Here is a 16429-nt window from a genome sequence, read left to right as displayed (position 1 = left end):
GGATAGAGGAATGTGGTGGAATGGGAGATAATCCGTGGGATGAAAGATGTAGAATTAGGAAATAACCAATCTTTAATGAAGGATGAAGTATAAAGTATAAAGGATAAAGGATGAAAAATCAAAAAATCTACTTCATCTTAACTTGTCAGATTAATGTTATTATTTCATACTTGATCCTTCACAGTTAATCCTTCAGTAGATTTGGTTAGTGACTGGTGATGAATGGGAACCATTGGAATAAGGAACGATCGAATAGCATCATGTCAATGATATCTAAAAAAATCTGTTTAGTGGGTGACTTTGGGGTTGGAAAAACCAGTCTAATACGTCGATTTGTAGATCGCCAGTTTAGCGATCGCTACTTATCAACTGTCGGCGTAAAGATTTCCCGCAAAGCAGTAGAATCAGTAAATTTACAGTTGCTGATCTGGGATTTGGAAGGGCACACTAAATTCAAATCGATCGCGCCGAGTTATTTACAAGGAGGTAGCGGTACAATTATTGTTGCTGATGTTACCCGCACCGAAACAATCGAACGGATTCCCGAACATATTCAACTGTTTTTATCCGTTAATCCTAAAGGCAAGATTATCCTAGCCTTAAATAAAGTCGATTTAGTAGATCAGGAAAAATTACCCCAACTGATTGAGATGATTCATGTGGAAGATATCAAGCAAGTATCGGGAATCTATCTCACATCCGCTAAAACTGGCGCATCCGTTGATGAAATTTTTCAAAAATTAGCGAGCAAAATATTAGAACCGTAAAATCCCTATGAATTCTAATCTTAAAACGATTTTAGGTTCCCACCACGAATACCTAACTCTCGATCGAAACTTGTTAATTCGTGAGATATCCTTCGCCGCATATAATTATGCGGATTCTGGTAAAGATTTGAGCTTGGGAAGGGATGTCAGACTCGCTTTTCCGGAGCTGACAGGTATTGAATATATCCTGATTGATATCCTGGAAGGACGAAGACTGAGTTTTGAATTAGAAGGTATTGCCAGAACATCAGATCTAGATCGTCATGAGCTATATATTTATTTTGATTTATATATTAGCCGATATCAAGAATTTGATGAAAATCGGTTGATTATTTTCTTTGAAGATGCAACGGAACGGATGGCTTTGCAGCAAGCCTTGGCTCAGAGAGCTAACGAAGCATGTCTTTTAGTCAATAGCTTAACGATATCTCAAAATTATATAGATCGAATTATCAACTCCATCGCGGATATCCTATTTGTTACCACTGCGTCTGGACTGATCAAGATTGTTAATAAATACGCGACTGAGTTATTTTGCTATAGTCAGGAAGAGTTAATTAATTTACCTATTTCGAGGATCGTTACTAATGAAGATTTTCTGCAACAGGTAAATTATCTGTCGCCGAGAGTTCCTGATGAAACACTTAATCATATTGAAGTATCATGCCGAACTAAAACAGGGAAAATTATTACTGTGGCTTTTTCCTGTTCAGCCATTGAAACTGAAATTAAAGGCGGAAAAAATTTAATTTACATCGGGAGAAAGATTAGCGATACCAAAGATGATCTTACCGAACGGAAACTGAGACAAGTGGATCTGAATAAGGATCGGAAATGGGAAAAACAATATTTCGATGAACGATCTATTTCTATTTCCACTATCGAGGGCGAGTTACGGATTCCCTTAACATCTATATTGGATGCTATCAAATTAATGGAACAGAATAGCAAAAATTGGTCTGAGGATGAAAAAGATGAACAATATCATCAAATTAAATCAACCATTAACCAGATGAATGAAGTATTAAATGATTTGCAGAAAATCAGTAATAAGGATTAATGGTGGGCACTCCCCACTAACGTAATCATCAGCTTTTCAACTTCTCCAGGGAAGTGCCCACCCTACAAAAAACAGCTATTAATCTGGATTTTAGTCCGTTTTAACGGACTTAAGCTATTAGACAGTGGCTGATAGCCACTGGCGGTTTTGTCCACTGGTGCAAGATCTGAGTTAATATTGTATTTTTTAATAACTCTAACTTAAAACTTGATATCAATGCTTCCAGGAAAAATTCAAACTCTGTCTGCCGAGGTAGTCGATCTCATTGCTGCTGGTGAGGTGATTGATTCCTTAGCCGCAGTGGTGCGAGAAGTGGTAGAAAATGCTCTTGATGCAGATGCTAACCGGATATCTGTAGCGGTTTACTCTGACTTGTGGCGGGTACGAGTTGCTGATAATGGTACTGGCATGAATTTGACCGATTTGCAACAAGCTGCATCCCCCCATAGTACTAGTAAAATTTGCAGTAGTAACGATCTGTGGAACATTACTAGTTTGGGATTTCGTGGGGAAGCTTTGCATAGTATAGCAGCACTGGCAGAGTTAGAGATTTGTAGTCGCCTGACAGGTACATTTGAAGGGTGGCGTGCGGGGTATAATTCCCAAGGAGAACCTTTGGTTGTAGAATCTATTGCGATCGCACCTGGTACGGTTGTAACTGTTTCTAATTTATTTGGTAATTGGCAACTTCGCCGTCAAGGATTACCCTCAATTCCTCAACAATTACGAGCAATACAAACTACAATTCAACATATTGCCCTCTGTCATCCCCATGTCACATGGCAAGTTCAACAAAACGATCGTCCCTGGTTTACTATTAGTCCTAGTAATAGCGCCAAACAAATTTTACCCCAAATAATTAAACAGGTGCGGGTGAGCGATTTACAAGAATTAATAGTAAAAGTTCCCACACCAAATCTACGCTCTGGTTTAGACGATAACATGTTGGCAAAACCGATAACCTCTGAAGAAAAACCATCCTATTCAGAAAATCAACAAAACATATCCTACTCAAAGAATCAACAAAACTTATCCTGTTTAGAAACAAAACTATCAGAAATAAAAGTACTATTAGGACTACCGGATCGTTGCCACCGACATCGCCCAGATTGGGTGAGAGTAGCAACTAACGGACGCTTCGTGCGATCGCCAGAATTAGAGCAAACAATCCTGGCGGCTATGGCGCGAACATTACCCCGAGATCGTTATCCTATTTGTTTCATTCACCTCCAAATTTGTCCCAGTCAAATTGACTGGAATCGCCATCCAGCTAAAGCAGAAATTTACTTACATTCCCTCTCCTACTGGAAAGAAAAAATAACCCAAACAATTGAACAAGCACTGCGGATTAGTCCAACTAATTTACCAGAAGCCCTCCAATCTCAGCGAGTGGGTAAATTACTCAAAGCATCGGAAGCCAAAGGAGGTTACAATCTAAATCGTGCCATAGAAGCAACTCAAGAGGATAAACAAACTCAGAAAAATGCTGATATTGGACTAATTGAACTCCAAGCAGTTGCCCAAGTTCATAATAGGTATATTTTGGCACAACATCCCACAGGAATGTGGTTAATTGAACAACATATTGCCCACGAACGAGTATTATATGAACAAATTTGCGATCGCTGGCAACTTGTCCCCTTAGAAACACCTATTATTCTCAACTATTTGACATCAATTCAAGTCGAACAACTGCAACGGATTGGCATAGAAGTGGAACCCTTTGGTGAACAACTTTGGGCTATTCGTAATGCTCCATCACTTCTCAAAGAACGATCTGATTGTCCTGATGCTCTGTTAGAATTAAGTTTAGGTGGAGATTTAGAAACAGCTCAAGTAGCAACAGCTTGTCGTAGTGCAATTCGCAATGGTACAGCCTTGAGTTTGCCAGAAATGCAGACCTTATTAAACCAATGGAAAGCCACCCGAAATCCTCGCACTTGTCCCCATGGCCGCCCTATTTATTTATCCTTAGAAGAGTCTGCTTTGGCTCGTTTTTTCCGCCGTAATTGGGTGATTGGCAAGAGTCATGGAATTGAACAAGGGGATGGCAGCCCCTTGTTAGTTATTGGTTAGGGAAATTGAACAAGGGGATGGCAGCCCCTTGTTAGTTATTGGTTATTGGTTGTTAGTTATTGAAGGAGGAATAATAAAATTACCTGTTTCCCGTAAACTCTTAAAAGAGTTATCGACTATAATGTCGGAATGACTGAAATGACTTGCAACCAAGAACCAATAACCAATTTGTGAGAATTTACCCAATGTCATCCTCTGAGAAACCCCTCCTCCCTTGGCGTAAAATCGGCACTGATGCTTTAGCCGTTGTTTTGATCGTTTTAACCTTGACTGCCTTTCAGGTATTTCCAAACCCATTAATTCCCAATCTTTCCTTCTCATCTAATCAGTCTGTAGCTCTTGCTGATGAATTGAATAACATTCCCGTTTCACCAGGGAATACCCACAGCTTTATCGCAGCCGCCGTACAGCGAGTTGGGCCTGCTGTAGTCCGGATTGAAACAGAAACAACTATTACAAAAAGAGTTCAAGATCCCTTCTTTGACGATCCTTTTTTCCGTGGTTTCTTTGGTGAAGAGATATTACCCAATCCTCCCCAAGAATATCACGAGCAAGGAGAAGGATCTGGATTTATTGTTGAACCGAATGGGATCGTTATTACGAATGCTCACGTTGTCAGCGGTGCAGATAAAGTAACAGTTACCCTCAAAGACGGACGGACTTTTAAAGGAGAAGTGCGGGGAATTGATGAACTGTCAGACTTAGCAGTAGTTAAAATTGATGGCGAAAACCTACCTGTAGCGCCATTAGGAGATTCCAGCCAACTTCAGGTGGGAGATTGGGCGATCGCAGTCGGTAATCCTCTAGGATTAGAAAATACCGTTACTCTGGGAATTATTAGTACCCTAAATCGCTCTAGCGCTCAAGTGGGTATCCCTGATAAACGTCTCGATTTCATACAAACTGATGCTGCCATTAATCCCGGTAATTCCGGTGGTCCTTTGGTGAATGCCCAAGGTGAAGTAATTGGGATTAATACCGCTATTCGTGCCGATGCTCAAGGGATTGGATTTGCTATTCCTATCGATAAAGCTAAGTCTATTAAAGATCAATTAGCTCGCGGCGAAAAAGTCTCTCATCCCTACATTGGTATTTCTATGATCCCCCTCACTCCATCAATTGCTAAGGAGTATAATAAAGACCCTAATACAGCATTTATGCTCCCTGAAATCAATGGTGTACTAGTGGTAAAAGTCATGCCAAAAAGTCCATCGGCTGCGAGTGGTTTCCGTCGCGGTGATGTCGTTACTGAAATGGACGGACAAACCATAACCACTCCTGAACAGTTGCAAAACTTAGTGGAAAATAGCCGAATTGGTGAGGCATTGAGTGTGAAGGTGCAGCGAGGTGGGCATACTCAGGTATTAACTGTGCGTCCGGCAGAAATGAAGGAATAGCAGCGTTTTTAACAGATTCTAATTGTTAGTTGTTAGCTAATAGCTATTAGCTAATGACTAATTGTTGTCTTGATTAGTAGGGTGGGCAATGTATATCAGGGAATCTGTAATCTAATTCAACGGCTGATTTTAGACATTACCTACCCTACAGGCTAATAAATTTCCCATTCTTTTATGATTTTTACTCTTTGAGAATAGTCCGTTTGAGGTAAGTTTTTACCCAGTGCATATTCCATTTCAGATGAGAGAATTATTTGAGAATTATTATTGATATATATATGATTGTTTACTTCTGCTTGAGTCAGAATTTTTCTGGTTGTATAAATAGATAATATTTCCAGTACAGTCTGAAAAGCATAGTAGGGAATTGATGTTAACTTAAATCCAGGGATATGAATATATTTTCCTCCACTTTTATGTTGATACATATAGCGAACAGGATTATCATCTCTTTGGGCAGCTTCCAAATCATTAGCAGGTTTTCTACCTGGATAAACTTGAAATGCTTTTTTAAGCTTAACAGCTTCAAGCTCCTTAACCCAAGGAATCCATCTGGAAAGATCATCTTTTATAGATGACAGAAAGTCTTCTTCACTCCTGCCCGTTATTTTCTCAATATTTTCCAACCATTCTATCGGGAGATTCCTGGTAAATCCATCCAGAGGAAAGTGTAACTCATGCTGATTATATTCTAATCCAGAAAAGATAGCGATACAATCGTATCCCACATTGATTATTCCTCCATACTGACCTCTAATCATTATGGTACTTGAAAAAGTTTCTTTCAGTTTAGGCATTTTCAAGTGAAGACTTGGGGGTATTTTGTATAACCCATAAACTTTAAGTTTTACTAAATTTCCTTCTTTTTCTTCTTCGGCTGTTATCGAGGGTATTGTAATGCCTAAACCTCTCGCATAACCCGCATTAATTACTATATCGAAATCCTGCGAATCGCTAGAATCAATTTTTAACTGAAAACCGCTGTTATTTATGTCAATATAATTGACTTTTTTAGTGTATTTAATATCGACTAGTTTTTGGGCTGACAATAATTCAATCAAGTTAATGAGATGGCAAATATATTCCCCCATATTTAAGACAGACTGTTTTACTTTTAATGCCCCAGCGAAAATTCCATCTCTTTTTTCATTAGCTAACCAAGTATTGCCTGTTGGCGATTGAGAAACTTCACCTAATAAGGATTGCATTTCATCTTCATGAATGGTTTTGATTAAATCTTCAGGTTGACCCCAAAAATTATCATAGGGATAGTCTTGCAAATGATTTTGATAAATCTGTATCAATGAATCAGCAACATCTTGGAAGGTTACACCATCTTGGTAAATGGCTGTATTTCCTATTTCATTAGGCACGAGATAATTTACATGACTGTCTCCCAAAACATAATCGGGCATTAGCTTTCTAAATAAGAGACTTTGGTGGAAGAACTGTGCTAAAGTATTGGGATGTCCACCATAAACAAAATGATGTAATATTCCTGTATTGTTAATTGAAGATCCTTTGGTGTTAAAAGGTTTTGATTCAGCTTCAAAAATAGTTATATCAGCAATTCCTAATCTGGCTAGAATAGACGCTATGGATACTCCCATAGCGCCAGCACCAATAATAGCTATTTTTTGTTTGTCCTGGGGAGGTATATTGAAGAGAGTTTTTAGCATTAGTAAATAGTTTTGATTCTCTAGGTCATTATATTTATAGCAAGTACGAGCCAAAGTCTTTAGCTGTTAGAGAAAGCCCTGGACTTAAATCATTAAAAAACTTGGCTGTAGAGATCGTTACTTGTCCAAGTAAACTAATAAATTCCTAAACTCCCGACGTAATTGTAAGGCGTGGACAATACTAAGTACATCATGAGTCCAGGTTGGCAAAATGAGAGTCATGGCAATTTCTTCCACAGTATGAACTATACCAACAATGCCCACCAACATAAGGGTAATTCCGCCATAATCAAAACCAAATAGAGCAATTGTCGCAACAAATAGAATTAAGCCCCAAAGTTTAGCTGAATAAGTGTGGTAACTGGCGGGTTGACCGTATTTTAGCAAATTTACCACCCACCAGACTCCTTGAAGTGCTACTACTAGGGATAATGGCAACCAACAAGCCATAATTTCGTCAGGATATAATCGCCATGCCGCAGCAGAAACGCACAAATATAAGCAAACATCAGCCCAACTATCCGCTCTTCTCAAAGATGCTGTACTGACTCCCAGACGACGATCAATAACACCATCAAAAATATCAGAAAGAAACGCGATCGCAAATCCTGTCATAAACCAGACGCGCCCGAAACCATAAAATGCCTCCAATAACAGGAGTGGCGCAATCAAAAAGCGGAGGGCAACTAATGCCGCAGGGATGGAGTGAAGCGTTAATAATGGATGCTGGTGCTTGGGGAGAATTTCTGCGGTATTGCTCATGGAAGGATGAAGGATGAAGGATGAAGGATGAAAGTTGAAGGTTGAAGGTTGAAGGTTGAAGGTTGAAGGTTGATAATTTAACAGTAGAAACCCATCACTGATAGGTGTGAGGGTAATGAGCAACTAGTGATAGCGACTACCGCTAAAGGTGGCGATGATAACCAAAGTTCGCGGTTTGAATGATTTATAGAGGGGACAATCTGGTAACTGGCACTGGTTATTCCTGTGGGCGATTCTATAATATACATCCCACATCAGCTAAAATGCTGGATTATAGAAACGGGGGTCAAGCTTTTGCTTATGTCCAAACAATACAAACAGATACCGCTGCTTGCCGCTGCTATTCTCTGTCTGAGTGTAACTCCTCCTCTTGCGGCTTGGGCTGGTAAGGTTCCAGAAAATCAGCACACTAAGCAATTAGTCGAGGGTTTATACAGCGAAAATCTGGAGGCAGCAACTTACTTTCAGCAAGGGGTGACGCGCTATAACCGCAAAGACTTTCCAGCGGCAGAGATGGCATTTCGCAAAGCGCTTCAGTTCGATCCTTTTATCCCGATGGCGCGTTATTTGTTGGGGAATTCCCTTGTCGAGCAAGGTAGGATCGAGTCAGGAGCAGAGCAATACCAACTTGCCATTAATCTTAACCCAAATATGCCAGAGGCTCACTACAATCTGGGGTTAACTTTCTATCAGCAAGGCAAGACAGATGATGCGATTATATCTTATCTCAGGGCGCTCTCTTTAAATCCAAATTTAGCAGAAGCTCGGTATAACTTGGGTTTAGCATTTGAGTCTAAGGGTCAGATTTCTGATGCAATTGCCGCCTATAATGAAGCGGTTCGTCTTAACCCTAAATATTCCTCTGCTCAATATAATTTAGGATTGCTTTTTGTGAAGCAAAACCAGATTGAACCTGCGATTACCGCACTGCAACAAGCAGTTAGCACGAATCCGAACTTGCTCCAAGCTCAGTATCAGTTGGGATTACTCCTAGTTCAGCAAGAGCGACAAGAGGAAGCCAAAACTGCTTTTTTAGCCGTAACCAAACTTGACTCTAAATTTGCTCCTGCTCACTATCAATTAGGTCTAATTTTAATTAAGGAAGGGGATTTAAAGGAAGCTATTCGTCGCTTTGATTGGGTAACCCAACTGGAACCTAACAATGTGGATGCTTACCGACAATTGGGAGCAGTACTAACCAAAAACAACGAGTATGAGGATGCTGCTGTTGTTCTGAAAAAAGCAGTGGCAATCGATTCATACGATGCCATAACCCATTATAATTTGGCAGTAGCACTCCATCAAAATAAGGAGTACGAACCTGCAATTGCCCAATATCAAGAAGCTATTTTTCTCAATTCCAAGCTGTCACTAGCCTTTTATAATATTGGGATAGCACTACAGCAGTCTGGACGAGGTGCTGAATCAGGTTCCTTTTTCCAGGAAGCGAGGAGATTGTTCATTCAGGAAGGGAATCTGGAAAAGATTGACGAGTTGGATAAGTATATTCAGCAGCTAAATACACCACCTACTCCTTAGTTGTTAGTTGCTGGTTGTTGGTTGTTGGTTGTTGGTTGTTAGTTGTTGGTTGTTGGTTGTTGGTTGTTAGTTGTTAGTTGTTGGTTGTTGGTTGTTAGTTGTTGGTTGTTAGTTGTTGGTTGTTAGTTGTTGGTTGTTGCTCAAATAACTAATAACTTTGGCAGACGAGATGCCTATCTTACAACAACAATTAGTTTAAGCCAATTGCGAATAACAAACAACCAATAAGCTGTCACGCTTTTAATTTATCTGTTTTGGGTGAGGGGGAGCAGGGTTTTTTGGAGCAGGGGAGAGGGTTTGATGACTTTTTCCCTAAATTGAAAATATACAGTTTAAATGCACAGCAGCTTAACAACAAACAAACAACAAATAACCAACAACAAATAACCAGCAACAAATAACCAACAACTTACATTGGCATACGTTCAAGATCTCGCGTTGAACCAATTACTACCATACGAGATCCCTTGGCTAAACGTGTAGTAGGATCGGGGTTAATCTCAAACTGCTCGTTTTGACCTAAAGCTAACACATTTAGTCCGTAGCGAGTTCGCAGTTGCAATTCCATAACCGTTTTGCCATGAAATTCTTCGGGGACTAATACTTCTACAATACTATGGTTGGAGTCTAGGTCAAATCGATCCAAAATTGAAGGTTTGGTGATCGATCTCGCTAGGGCACAACCTGCTTCATATTCTGGATAGACAATATGATCTGCCCCCACTCTTTGTAATAGCTTCCCATGGACTTCGGAGGATGCTTTGGCAACCACATAGGGTACTCCTGCCTCCTTGACATTCAGGGTGGTAATAATACTTTCTTGTAAATAGTTACCAATCGCGACAATGACAGTATCGCATTCAAAAATCCCTGCTTCTTTGAGAGCTGAAAGTTCAGTTGAATCTAGTTGTACCGCATGGGAAATTATCTGATCGGATAAAGCTTGGGCAACTCTTTTTTCATCGATATCAGTTCCCATTACTTGGTAACCTTGTCTATACAAAGTTGCACAAACACCCCGACCAAAGCGCCCTAAGCCAATTACTCCAAATTGTTGATTGTCTTTGCGTAAATTGCGAAAAAAACCTAATGATGACAAGTTCACAATCTTTTCCTTTATACTAATAATCAATGGCAGAAGTCAAAAGTCATCCATTCAAAAGTCAAAAGTCAAAAAATAATTTAACTCTTCACTCTTCACCGTTAATCCTGTATCTTTTATCCTGTATCTTTCATCTTTCATCCTTTATCCTTCATCCTTCATCCTTCATCCTTTATACTTCATCATTCTGCATTAACTATCCCACAAGAAGGTTTTCTTCTGGATAGCGAACGGAACTGGGACGGGGATCTCCTAAAAAAGCTGACATGAACAACAAAATCCCGACTCGTCCTAGATACATAGTGATGACTAAAATAACTTTAGCAAAGGTTGAAACCTTAGCGGTAATTCCGGTAGAAAGACCAACAGTAGCAAAAGCTGAAACCACTTCAAATAGAATGTTAACCAAATCAAAATGGGGGTCAGCTATAGCAATTAAAATGGTCGCGACTAGCACCGTTATTACTGAACCTACCAACACTGCTATCGCCTTCATAATTAGATTAATTGCCACTTGGCGCTCATAAAGAGCAACTTCTTCTTTCCCTTGTAGAATCGCCTTAGTACAACTGGTTAAGACTCGCATAGTTGTAGTTTTTATGCCCCCACCCGTACCCCCAGGACTAGCACCAATAAACATTAAAGCAATGGTCAGAAATAAACCAGCCGTAGTCATTTTCCCAATATCAATGGTATTAAACCCAGCGGTTCTGGGAGTTACAGACTGAAACCAGGCAACCAGTAATTTATCTTTAAAATTCAAGGAGCCAAAGGTATCAGGATTTCTCAATTCTATGATAAAAAATCCAATTGTTCCCGCAATCAAAAGAAATAAAGTAGTGCTGGTAGCTACTTTAAAATTGAGAGAAAATATGATTTTTCGGTGGTTTTTAAGAAAGCGACCGCAAAACCACAGATAGACTTCAAAAATCACTTGATAACCGATTCCGCCAAATATAATCAATCCGGTGACGACCAGGTTTAACAAGATAGAAGACTGATAGCCAATTAAATTATCTGGAAATAGACTGAATCCTGCATTATTCCATGAATTAACACTATGGAAAATTGCTAGCCATAGTCCTCGATTGAATCCATATTCAGGGACAAAAACCACTAGCAGCAAGAAAATGCCAGTGATTTCAAAAATTAATGTGGTGGCAATTATTGAGCGGATTAATTGAGCGCTATCTTGCAGTCCTGGTCTGTCTAAAGCTTGTTGAATCGCCATTTTCTGTCTCAAGTCAAATCTGCGCCCTAACAAAAGGATGAGAAAGGTTGTGGTGGTCATATAGCCCAAGCCACCAATTTGGACTAGGGCGACCACAACAAACTGACCTAAGCCAGAGAAATAACTGCCCGTATCAACAACCCCAAGACCAGTAACGCAGACAGCAGAGGTAGAAGTGAAAAGTGCGACAATTGGGTCATTCCAGGTGCCACTACTTGTAGAAAATGGCATCATGAGCAGGATAGCCCCCACAGTAATCACGGCGAGGAATCCCAGGCAAATTGTTCGTGAGATGGTCATTGAGCGATTTAGTCAAATCCAATGATTAAAGGAAATAGGGATGTAAGAGAGATCTTGTATAAAATACAGATTAACTTAAATCCCCTGAAATTAAGTATCATGATACTTCTGGCAAAAGTCAATATCCTACTCTATGGGGGGTCGCCATCGCTTTTCTAGGATTTTGGCAAGAGGTCTAATCATAAATTACCAACCCGTAAAATCTATGGCATCGAATCTTTCTCAGCAAATTCAACAATTTTATGACGCATCTTCCGGTCTGTGGGAACAGATTTGGGGCGAACACATGCACCATGGCTACTACGGACGGACGGGGAGAGAGAAAAAAAATAGGCGAGAGGCGCAAATTGATTTAATTGAAGAAGTTTTAAATTGGGCTGGAGTAAAGGAAGCCAATGAAATTCTCGATGTCGGTTGTGGAATTGGCGGTAGTTCACTTTACTTAGCACAGAAATATAATGCCAATGTTAGCGGTATTACTCTAAGTCCAGTCCAAGCCTCAAGGGGAAGAGAACGTTCGGCTGAAGCTGCTTTGGAGACAAGGGTTCAGTTCCAAGTTGCTGATGCTTTGAATATGCCTTTTGAGGATAATAGTTTCGATTTTGTCTGGTCGATGGAAAGTGGGGAACACATGCCAGATAAGGAAAAGTTTATGGCAGAATGCTACCGAGTCCTGAAACCAGGAGGGACTTTTTTAATGGCAACATGGTGTCACCGTCCAATAACACCAGCAACGGGAGAATTGACGGATGAAGAAAAACAGTATTTGGCAGAAATTTATCGAGTTTATTGTTTGCCTTACGTTATTTCTTTGCCAGAGTATGATGTTATTGCCCATAATCTTTCTTTTCAAAATGTTTGCACGGCAGATTGGTCCGATGGAGTTGAGCCATTTTGGGATATTGTGATTGATTCTGCCTTCAATCCTCAAGCGATTTTGGGTTTGGTGAAAAGTGGGTGGACTACAATTGAAGCTGCCCTTTCACTGGGTTTAATGAGTCAAGGTTATCGGCGTGGGTTGATTCGTTATGGGTTGCTTTGTGGAAGAAAGTAAAATATTGGTGCGTTAGCAAAGCATAACGCACCCTACAGATAGAAGCTGTTTTTTTAACGCAAAGAACGCAAAGGAATGCGCAAAGGTACGCAAAGAAGAGAATAGTGGTGCGTTAGCTTTCGCATAACGCACCCTACAGATAGAAGCTGATCTTACGTTAAGATATTCGCTAGTTCAATAAGTTCGCCAATCACCTAGTTGGGTGGCTAAAAAATAGCGAACATGATCGACGAATAAAGGACCAAACTTGTGCGTACCGTGACCCATACCGGGAACTACATAACATTCTCCATCAGGAAATCTTTTAGCACAAGCTTTGGCATCTCTTATATTAACTAAGCCATCCCCTTCACCAATGAGGAAGCGAACTCTATGTGAAGGATTCACTCTATCAATGTAAGTCATGGGGTTACAAGCATGAGCGTATTTATCGGAATCTTGGAGAGATTTGGATAGGCGTAATACTGGAATAATAGATTTTAAGTCTGGTTGGATTTTTTCTAGTAATACTTCTGCTAATTTGCCCAAAGGTGAAGCAGCTAAATATGGTAAAATAGGAGTGCCCCAACTTTTAGCAAAACTCTGAAGATTGGCATGACCAATTGTACCAAGTAACCTTTCTCCAATCCCATTAGCTGTGAAGGCAAAGGCAGTTTGTAAGACTCCCATACTAACGCCAAATAGGGCAAGTCTGTTATCTGTTAAATTATAGCGATTGCGACAAAAATCCCGCACCAAACTAATATCCCGTGCCGTACAGTTGAATATCTGTAAGATTAGTTTACTGTCAAAGGGAATATTGCGATCGCATAATGGCTGAATTTCATTTTGCACTATAGCAGAGAAAGTCCGCACCAGACTCCTTTCTCCAGCCAGAGGAGTGTCAAATAAAGCCACCGCTATTCCCATTTGGGTTAATGTGGGTACAATAAAAGCATTCAACCCGTAAGGGGCACACATTCCTTGCAATCCGATGACTAAAGGTGTCTCCTGTGGTGGTCGATTTTGGGGGAGAAAAATGGCTGCGGGGAAGCCACTAAGTCGTTCATCGATATCAGGAACTCCAGTAAAGGTGAAAGGTTGGTGTATCCAGTGGCGATGACCAGTGATACCATGAAAGGTGATGGGGTCAGGACTGTAGATGGGCATAGAGTATTATATAGATGAGAGACACACTTGGACAGAGAGGAGAGGCAATATTTACAGTTTTGATGACTGAATTTCACGATCGATCTCGTCCCATTTTCAAACCGCAGTTTTTAGGAGATAAATGGCAGTATGTTGATTTTATCGTTGAGTTGGTAGGGACTGAATCTATTATTACTTATTTTTTCGTACAAGTCAAAACAACAAGAACAGGTTATACAAAGAAACTCAACCGCCTCAAGGTTAAAGTTCCTCAAGATCATATACGTGGGATAGCCGCTTATGTAGCGCCCACCTATATAGTTGGTATTGATGAAGTAACAGAAATTTGACTCGTCGCGATGACCTCATAATTTCCAGACAGAGAGAGCAAAAAGATTGTGGCTTAGATTTTTTAGTGACACTGCTTAAAGATGGAAGTTATACGGGGAGGATTTTTGGAGTTCAGGTTAAAGCCACAGTTTCTACCCCTAAATTAATTGAAAGTAAAGATATTGTCGAAATTCAGATTGATTTAGGTTTAAGTCAATTTATCGCTGAATTTTCTTTTCCCGTTTGTTTATTTTTTTTTACTCTGAAAAACGGACAAGGTTATTATAAATGGATTCTTGAACCTGTTATGGCAGAGGGTGATTATTCAAGGTTGTATTGGGATAATACTAATAATTTGTACAGGCTAACTAATGAGGGAATAAGTAATATTGTTTCGATGGTAAATAGATGGTATGATAGTCGTATATAGACTTCTATACAACTATCATACCTTGATTTTTCCAGGAAATTAAGCAGTTTGAGTGAAAGGACAGATTTGATTTGGGATTTGGCGATGCCTGGGTTGGGCGTTAGGGAAGCTCTGCGCTAGCATAGCGTCTCCAAGAGAAGCCATAACAATCCTCACTCAGATAAGTTTAATGCCTGAAACAATCTATTCTACTTTAGATAGTATAATCTATTCGCTAACAATAAAAATACGGCGATTAAATCAGAATTACATGCGGACAAAATCTGGATTACCCAAAAGAAAAGCTTTAAAAAGAAAACCTATTTTTCAGTATGGATTCAAGGATAATCCTTCTGTCAAGAATCAGATCAATTATACTCTGTCAAAATCAGATAAGATCAAAGATTATGTCAAGGTAATTTCCTTCTTTTCTGGATGCGGTGGTCTTGATTTAGGTTTTTTAGGAGGATTCACTTTTCTCAATAAAGAATATCAATCTCTGCCATATAAAATTGTACATGCTTATGATATTGACGAAAAGGCTACAGAAACTTATGGGTTAAATATCTCAAATGATGTCACTACAGTAGACCTAAGTAACCTAGATATGAGGTTACTACCTCATGCTAATATCCTGATTGGTGGATTTCCCTGTCAGGATTTTTCATCATGTGGTCTTAAAAAAGGACTTAAAGGTTCTAGGGGTGAATTATATAATGTGATGAAAGACTATATGAACCTACATAAGCCCGAAATTGTAGTAGGAGAGAATGTACCCTTTTTAGAAAAACTTGAGAATGGGAAAATTTTAAGGCACATCATCAATGAATTGGAATCGGTTGGATATACTTTTAAAGTATGGCATATTTATTGCCCAGATTTTGGTTTGCCTCAAAGCAGAAGCAGGCTATTTTTAATTGGTGTCCGTTCAGATATTTTAGCCTTCCCACAACCGCCAACACCAGAATTATTTTTTCAATATGTTACAATTGATCGAGCAATAGGAGATCTGGTAGAAATTGATGATGAAACTATACCCAATCAAAGCCAGTATTTTGTAGCCACAAAAGCCACTAAAGGGGCTGGACAAGGAGATCAAAAATCTAAAAAAGGAGAAATTGCTTACACAGTTAGGGCAAATATGAAAGCAAGAGTTCATTTTCATTATTTACTAGAACGCCGATTAACAGTTAGAGAATGTGCAAGGCTGCAATCATTTCCCGATGAATTTGTTTTTCCTCATTCTGCTAGTCAAAATATGCTGGAAATAGGTAATGCAGTACCGCCGATAATTGGTCATTTAATCGCTAGTCAAATTGATAAATTTATTCAGGCATATCCTGAATATTTTGAGCAAAAAACAATATAATCTATCATGAATGATGATACGAAATACTTAAATCTACTCCTAGAACTAATCCGGTTATGTTCAGAGTACACGCCCAAGTTGGGAACATCAAATAAAAAGGCAAATACATTATCAGAATTCAAGTCTTTATAAGGAACGCAAGTTTAATAAGAGAAGAAATCAATAGAGTTTTAGCATCACTTTTGAAGGCAGACTAGTTCATCAAACAAGTATTTGGCTATATTTA

14 protein-coding genes are annotated in these 16429 nt (G+C 39.5%); 9 read left to right on the top strand and 5 right to left on the bottom strand.

Going from position 1 to position 16429, the window contains the following annotated elements:
- Positions 1-260: 260 nt before the first annotated feature.
- The 4 genes from NJ959_RS02625 to NJ959_RS02610 all read left to right on the top strand — a co-directional run bounded on the left by NJ959_RS02625 (position 261) and on the right by NJ959_RS02610 (position 5300).
- A complete protein-coding gene (locus NJ959_RS02625) occupies positions 261-767 on the top strand; it encodes a Rab family GTPase (RefSeq protein WP_254010189.1) in 507 nt (168 codons plus the stop codon).
- A gap of 7 nt (positions 768-774) precedes the next feature.
- The gene (locus tag NJ959_RS02620; RefSeq protein WP_254010188.1) at positions 775-1827 is read left to right on the top strand and encodes a PAS domain S-box protein; all 1053 of its coding nucleotides are present in this window, start codon (positions 775-777) and stop codon (positions 1825-1827) included.
- Between the two features lie 216 nt (positions 1828-2043).
- On the top strand, positions 2044-3903 hold the full coding sequence (mutL, locus tag NJ959_RS02615) for a DNA mismatch repair endonuclease MutL (RefSeq protein ID WP_254010187.1): 1860 nt from the start codon (positions 2044-2046) through the stop codon (positions 3901-3903).
- A 185-nt stretch (positions 3904-4088) separates the two neighbouring features.
- Entirely contained in the window at positions 4089-5300 is a 1212-nt protein-coding gene (locus tag NJ959_RS02610) for an HhoA/HhoB/HtrA family serine endopeptidase (RefSeq protein WP_254010186.1), read from the top strand.
- A 152-nt stretch (positions 5301-5452) separates the two neighbouring features.
- Here NJ959_RS02610 and NJ959_RS02605 read toward each other — a convergent pair whose 3' ends face one another.
- Positions 5453-6979: an FAD-dependent oxidoreductase gene (locus NJ959_RS02605; protein ID WP_254010185.1), complete on the bottom strand. Its 1527-nt coding sequence runs from the start codon at positions 6977-6979 to the stop codon at positions 5453-5455.
- Between the two features lie 117 nt (positions 6980-7096).
- Positions 7097-7864 (bottom strand): CDP-alcohol phosphatidyltransferase family protein, encoded by a 768-nt coding sequence (locus NJ959_RS02600; RefSeq protein WP_254010184.1) that lies wholly within the window; start codon positions 7862-7864, stop codon positions 7097-7099.
- A 177-nt stretch (positions 7865-8041) separates the two neighbouring features.
- On the opposite strand from NJ959_RS02600, the gene NJ959_RS02595 reads away from it, so the two are divergent.
- Positions 8042-9280 carry a tetratricopeptide repeat protein gene (locus NJ959_RS02595; protein WP_254010183.1) on the top strand — a complete coding sequence of 413 codons (1239 nt, stop codon included), beginning with the start codon at positions 8042-8044 and terminating at the stop codon, positions 9278-9280.
- A 409-nt stretch (positions 9281-9689) separates the two neighbouring features.
- On the opposite strand, the gene NJ959_RS02590 is transcribed toward NJ959_RS02595, so the two are convergent.
- Both NJ959_RS02590 and NJ959_RS02585 read right to left on the bottom strand, forming a co-directional pair.
- Positions 9690-10385 carry a potassium channel family protein gene (locus tag NJ959_RS02590; RefSeq protein WP_254010182.1) on the bottom strand — a complete coding sequence of 232 codons (696 nt, stop codon included), beginning with the start codon at positions 10383-10385 and terminating at the stop codon, positions 9690-9692.
- 193 nt (positions 10386-10578) lie between these two features.
- Entirely contained in the window at positions 10579-11913 is a 1335-nt protein-coding gene (locus NJ959_RS02585; protein ID WP_254010181.1) for a TrkH family potassium uptake protein, read from the bottom strand.
- A gap of 205 nt (positions 11914-12118) precedes the next feature.
- Between NJ959_RS02585 and NJ959_RS02580 the strand changes: the two genes are divergently transcribed.
- Positions 12119-12967: a methyltransferase domain-containing protein gene (locus NJ959_RS02580; RefSeq protein ID WP_254010180.1), complete on the top strand. Its 849-nt coding sequence runs from the start codon at positions 12119-12121 to the stop codon at positions 12965-12967.
- A gap of 174 nt (positions 12968-13141) precedes the next feature.
- Here NJ959_RS02580 and NJ959_RS02575 read toward each other — a convergent pair whose 3' ends face one another.
- Positions 13142-14116: an alpha/beta hydrolase gene (locus NJ959_RS02575; RefSeq protein ID WP_254010179.1), complete on the bottom strand. Its 975-nt coding sequence runs from the start codon at positions 14114-14116 to the stop codon at positions 13142-13144.
- A 14-nt stretch (positions 14117-14130) separates the two neighbouring features.
- Between NJ959_RS02575 and NJ959_RS02570 the strand changes: the two genes are divergently transcribed.
- From NJ959_RS02570 to NJ959_RS02560, 3 genes are all read left to right on the top strand, one after another.
- Positions 14131-14445 carry a hypothetical protein gene (locus NJ959_RS02570; protein WP_254010178.1) on the top strand — a complete coding sequence of 105 codons (315 nt, stop codon included), beginning with the start codon at positions 14131-14133 and terminating at the stop codon, positions 14443-14445.
- The gene (locus tag NJ959_RS02565; protein WP_254010177.1) at positions 14442-14855 is read left to right on the top strand and encodes a DUF4365 domain-containing protein; all 414 of its coding nucleotides are present in this window, start codon (positions 14442-14444) and stop codon (positions 14853-14855) included. The genes NJ959_RS02570 and NJ959_RS02565 overlap by 4 nt, the downstream gene beginning before the upstream one ends.
- Before the next feature lie 169 nt (positions 14856-15024).
- A complete protein-coding gene (locus NJ959_RS02560; protein ID WP_254010176.1) occupies positions 15025-16203 on the top strand; it encodes a DNA cytosine methyltransferase in 1179 nt (392 codons plus the stop codon).
- Positions 16204-16429 lie beyond the last annotated feature (226 nt).

It is taken from the genome of Limnofasciculus baicalensis BBK-W-15, from assembly GCF_024178385.1.
GTDB classification, from domain to species: Bacteria; Cyanobacteriota; Cyanobacteriia; order Cyanobacteriales; family Coleofasciculaceae; genus Limnofasciculus; species Limnofasciculus baicalensis.
The sequence above is the reverse complement of the archived record's forward strand: the minus strand, read 5'-3'. Positions and strand labels throughout refer to the sequence as shown.

What these genes read in the sequence shown, in the direction of transcription:
- NJ959_RS02625 (WP_254010189.1), top strand. Translation starts at nt 261, where the DNA reads ATGTCAATGATATCTAAAAAAATCTGTTTAGTGGGTGACTTTGGGGTT.
- NJ959_RS02620 (WP_254010188.1), top strand. Translation starts at nt 775, where the DNA reads ATGAATTCTAATCTTAAAACGATTTTAGGTTCCCACCACGAATACCTA.
- mutL (WP_254010187.1), top strand. Translation starts at nt 2,044, where the DNA reads ATGCTTCCAGGAAAAATTCAAACTCTGTCTGCCGAGGTAGTCGATCTC.
- NJ959_RS02610 (WP_254010186.1), top strand. Translation starts at nt 4,089, where the DNA reads ATGTCATCCTCTGAGAAACCCCTCCTCCCTTGGCGTAAAATCGGCACT.
- NJ959_RS02605 (WP_254010185.1), bottom strand. Translation starts at nt 6,979, where the DNA reads ATGCTAAAAACTCTCTTCAATATACCTCCCCAGGACAAACAAAAAATA.
- NJ959_RS02595 (WP_254010183.1), top strand. Translation starts at nt 8,042, where the DNA reads ATGTCCAAACAATACAAACAGATACCGCTGCTTGCCGCTGCTATTCTC.
- NJ959_RS02585 (WP_254010181.1), bottom strand. Translation starts at nt 11,913, where the DNA reads ATGACCATCTCACGAACAATTTGCCTGGGATTCCTCGCCGTGATTACT.
- NJ959_RS02580 (WP_254010180.1), top strand. Translation starts at nt 12,119, where the DNA reads ATGGCATCGAATCTTTCTCAGCAAATTCAACAATTTTATGACGCATCT.
- NJ959_RS02575 (WP_254010179.1), bottom strand. Translation starts at nt 14,116, where the DNA reads ATGCCCATCTACAGTCCTGACCCCATCACCTTTCATGGTATCACTGGT.
- NJ959_RS02570 (WP_254010178.1), top strand. Translation starts at nt 14,131, where the DNA reads ATGAGAGACACACTTGGACAGAGAGGAGAGGCAATATTTACAGTTTTG.
- NJ959_RS02560 (WP_254010176.1), top strand. Translation starts at nt 15,025, where the DNA reads ATGCCTGAAACAATCTATTCTACTTTAGATAGTATAATCTATTCGCTA.